The sequence below is a fragment of the Paraburkholderia sp. BR14312 genome (genome assembly GCF_040948675.1).
GTDB lineage: Bacteria > Pseudomonadota > Gammaproteobacteria > Burkholderiales > Burkholderiaceae > Paraburkholderia > Paraburkholderia nodosa_A.
The window spans coordinates 1-4,141 of record NZ_JBFPKI010000043.1 but is presented as its reverse complement, the minus strand read 5'-3'; the positions used below and the strand labels follow the sequence as shown (position 1 = coordinate 4,141).

Genomic DNA, 4,141 nt, shown 5'->3' with positions numbered 1-4,141 from the left:
TACACGATCACGCAACGACAACTATGAAGGAGCAACGTCAAATATGACCTGATACCCAACGACAACTACCCCGTTGACCGGCCAAGATAGTTGTCGCTGACCGGCCATGCTGCTTGACGCTCTCTAGAGCGACGTTTGCGGGCGTGGATGAAAGAGGACAAGGCGAGCAAGACCATTGCTGCCATACCCGGCGTAGGCCTGCTCACGGCAACCGCCGCGGTTGCGACCATGGGAGACCCAAAGTCGTTCAGATCGGGCCGCGAATTCGCGGCCTGGCTCGGCTTGGTACCCCGACAAACGGGCTCCGGCGGCAAGGTGGTCCTGCTGGGAATCAGCAAGAGGGGCGATACCTATCTGCGGACCCTTCTGATTCACGGCGCACGCGGCGTGCTCTATAACTCAAAGGACCCTGGAGCATGGGTCGAACGCATCGGGAAACGGCGACCACCCAACGTAGTACTTGTAGCGTTGGCAAACAAGATGGCCCGAACAATCTGGGCGATACTTGCCCATGATCGGCAATACGAACAGGGCTTCACGAGCATGAAACCTGCGTGAACGCACTCCGGATCACACGGAGAGCGCGTCGACTCTCCACCGTGGGAAGACAACTCGAACAGAAAGGTTGCGTTGGCAATTGAGTGTGATGACGAACCATGTCGGACCGTGACTTGCTAAACCTGCATATGACTCGGAGCTCCGAGCTCTTACGGGAAATGAGGGGCGAGTCAGCGGATTTCATCGGGACCCGCAGCCTGCGAGGCTGCAATGAGGCCGAATATAAAGCAGCAACCCAACCTAGGTGATGTCGGAGCACACAAAAGCCTCGCAAAAGGGAGGCGTTCATATAAGTCATATCAGAGGGGCGATACCTACCCGTTGCCATCTTTCTTCCCCTATTTCGTTGTCCAAAAATAGCTATATTCTTTGCAAGATTAACAGTGTAAAACTGTTTTCAGATGCAAATGGTAATAAAGGAAAATCCTTGGGCTTCTCAGAGGTTTTGGATCTTCTTGAACAGTACGTCACCTCAGACGGTCTAGGTTATGTCGTTATTGTTGACATCAAGACGGCGCCCGGCGGGTCCGGCCTGGAAATCATGCAGAAACTCCTGGACCTTATAGCTGCCAAAAATAATCCCTCACTAAACAAGGCCGTTGTAATCAAGATTAACGCGAGAGATGCGGTTGATCTCGGGTCTGTACTGAGTCGAACTACATACAATCCCAACGTGAACGGCGGCTTGGTTCTCGTAGAAAATCCTGACGCCGACAACGTCAAGATATCAAATTATGATCCCAATCAGGACGTTAACTACGGTCAGTGGAACACCGCGCCATTCCCTATGCAGTTCGAGATGAATCAATACTATCGAGGTGATGGTCTCGAAAATTACTTCCATTATGCAGATCAGCAAAAGGGATTTGCTACGTATATAGAAAGCAATCTATTTCCAGAAGGAGTGGCTACCGCAGCCGGAATGTGTTGCGTAGCTCACATCACGGACCCGAAGTCTACAGCGTCGGCCCCAATCATCCCGGATTATCGAGGTGATCCGGAGATGGCAGTTATAAATCCTACCAACCTGATAACAACAGACTCGGTCGATGCAGTAGGGGATATGCTGCAGGCATTGGGGCGACGAAATATCAACTTACTAAAGCGATAGATTATTCCTGTCTTTTACAAGGTGGCTCCGTCATGTCAAAGCTTTTTAGACTCTTTGTGCTGCATGGCACTGCAATTGCTGGGCTATATATAACCGCAGCATCCGCGCAGACATGCTCCAACGAAGCAGAATGCCGGCAATCGGCAGGTGCCAAGCAAATACAGTTGCTAACACCTGTTGTAGTACCAATACAATATGACTATCCAAAGCTAATTATCCATAACCATGGGCCAGATTTCGACACTGACTATCAAGTTCCTAACGGAACAAAGATAGTTTACGACTTCTACACGGATCGCAATTCCTTCAACCTTCCCAGCCAGACGTCGATTATCACGGACGAAATAGCGCGGCTCGATCCAGCGAAGGGTTTTACAATTCTCGTTATTCACCGGACCCGTGATAACTTCGCAGCGAGCGGGGGCGCATCGGTCTCGCTACTCAGTTCGGCGGATAATACGGCTTATGCCTCCTTCATGCTTGGGTCTCAACCAAGTGCTACAGGGCAGAAGTGGTCCTTTGGTAAAAGCTTGCTGCAAAGTAAGCGTCCTCAGACAGCTTACTGGCAAAAGCCTTGGGACATGAACATTCTCGGACCAACCGGAAGCTTCTCAGGTACCGAATGGGTTTATTACACGTTTACGCCGGATGGCAAGGTCAAAATCGATCTGTTTGCGCCATATACATACTCTCTTGCCTTCACGGCGTATCAGTGGGATGAGGCGGTACTTGACAGCGGCTTCCCGCACTTTGCGTACAAGGCTGGAGGGCCAACCTCACGACCAAATCAAGCTCCGTTCGGCTCTGTTGGCCCCTTGATGGTTGGTGCCGTGAATGTGCCTGGTCAAGGTTCTCGACCCTTACTCCAGTCCCAGGCTTTGCCAGGATTTGAACGTGCGGTCGTGTTCTCCGGGCCATTGTCCAATCGTGAGATAGTTGCCTTTCAAAAATCACTCAAGGGCAGCCTGTTTCTCGATGTCGACATGCTTCCCTGCAACAGCGGCGCTTTCCTCGCCGGAGAAATCCGCACGCCTTGTGGCAAGGGCAGTCCAGGCAATCCTCCCGCCGATGTCAGTAGCATCACTCCAGTTGGGCTAAATACCAATGTCGATCCCAAAGGGGTTATCCTAGCTGCCAACGACGGAGGGGGAGGTAGTTTTTCGACGATCAAGGCCGCAGTTGACGCGCTTCCGCCAAGCGGCGGCGTGATCCGGATCCCACCTAGCGTCTATACCGAGACATTGGACATTACGAAGCCGAACGTGAAGCTGATCGGCACCGGCACTGACGCATCGCAGGTTTTGATCACCGGCAATCACTCGGCGAACGCGACCGATCCGGGGACTGGGCAACCGTATGGAGCGGCTGGCAGCTACACCGTGGCTGTGGACGCCAACGATGTCTACCTCAGCAATCTCACCATCCGGAATTCAGCCGATTACGAAGCTCCCGATTTTGGCGCCAAGGGCCAAGCTGTAGCCTTACGCTCGAACGGAGACCGGGATGTCTATCGAGCGGTACGATTACTTGGTGGCCAGGGTACGCTGTACGTTAATGGGCCGGGGCGAGCTTATTTCAGCAATTGCTACGTCGAGGGAAATGTCGACTATATCTTCGGTAATGGTAAAGCAGTGTTTGATGGTTGCACTCTCAAGACCAAGATTCATGACAGCCTGATCGGTGAAGCGACGATTACCGCACAAAAGCGTGAGAGCGCCAGCGAGGATAGCAGCTTCGGCTTCGATCACACGAAGAGCCCATATATGTCGAACGCTTGGCTAGGCCGTCCGTGGGGAAGTCACTCAACCGTCTACTTGCTCAACTCCACGATGGGACCGCAGCTCACCAGCGATGGCTGGATCGAGTTCATCCCGCCGCTGAACGGGCTGCCGGGCACTAACAATCTGCCGACCTCCACCTATCGTGAATACAATACGCGGTATGCCGACATGAATGGCCAAGGGGCCGCGCCGTTCGATATCGGCCAGCGCGAGACGACGTCGCCGAAGAGCAACGTCGCGCTGAGTTCGGCGGAGGCTGCCGCACTAGCACCTGACATTTATCTGGCTGGCACCGACGGTTGGCAACCTACCTTGGTGAGCGACGCCAGTCCGAACCTTGGGCAGCAGGTGCCAGTTCCCACTCCAGCCGCCGGGGTCCCCCAAGCCCCGCTGATCTCCGCAACGGTCGGCGGCAACGGCAACGTGCAGGTCACTTGGGCTGGCCAACCTGCCAATCCCGCAGAAACGGGTTATGTCATTACTGCGCGGCAACATGGCAAGAGTTGCGGACCGTTCCAGCTGCCGGCTTATGCTTATAGCGGGTATGTTGAAGTTGCCTTTAATGGCTCTGATGTGATGGACGACTCCCGCTACCCAGCGAGCGGTTTATGCCAAAGTGGAGAAGTCGTGACGTCCACGGCAAAGGAGCGTTCATCATGAATATAGCGACTGTTGGACTGGATCTGGCCAA

At 53.7% G+C, this 4,141-nt stretch carries 2 protein-coding genes and 1 pseudogene; all 3 read left to right on the top strand.

Annotated features, from left to right (window positions below):
- Window positions 1–123: 123 nt before the first annotated feature.
- Window positions 124–558 (top strand): annotated as a pseudogene (locus tag AB3X98_RS41830) (IS110 family transposase); the annotation flags it as partial.
- A gap of 244 nt (window positions 559–802) precedes the next feature.
- Window positions 803–1,669, top strand: a complete 867-nt coding sequence (locus AB3X98_RS41825; protein ID WP_368610450.1) for a hypothetical protein — start codon at window positions 803–805, stop codon at window positions 1,667–1,669.
- 32 nt (window positions 1,670–1,701) lie between these two features.
- The gene (locus AB3X98_RS41820) at window positions 1,702–4,110 is read left to right on the top strand and encodes a pectinesterase family protein (protein ID WP_368607157.1); all 2,409 of its coding nucleotides are present in this window, start codon (window positions 1,702–1,704) and stop codon (window positions 4,108–4,110) included.
- Window positions 4,111–4,141 lie beyond the last annotated feature (31 nt).

Excerpts from the sequence above, each read along its gene's own strand:
- AB3X98_RS41820 (WP_368607157.1), top strand. The coding sequence starts at position 1,702 with ATGTCAAAGCTTTTTAGACTCTTTGTGCTGCATGGCACTGCAATTGCT.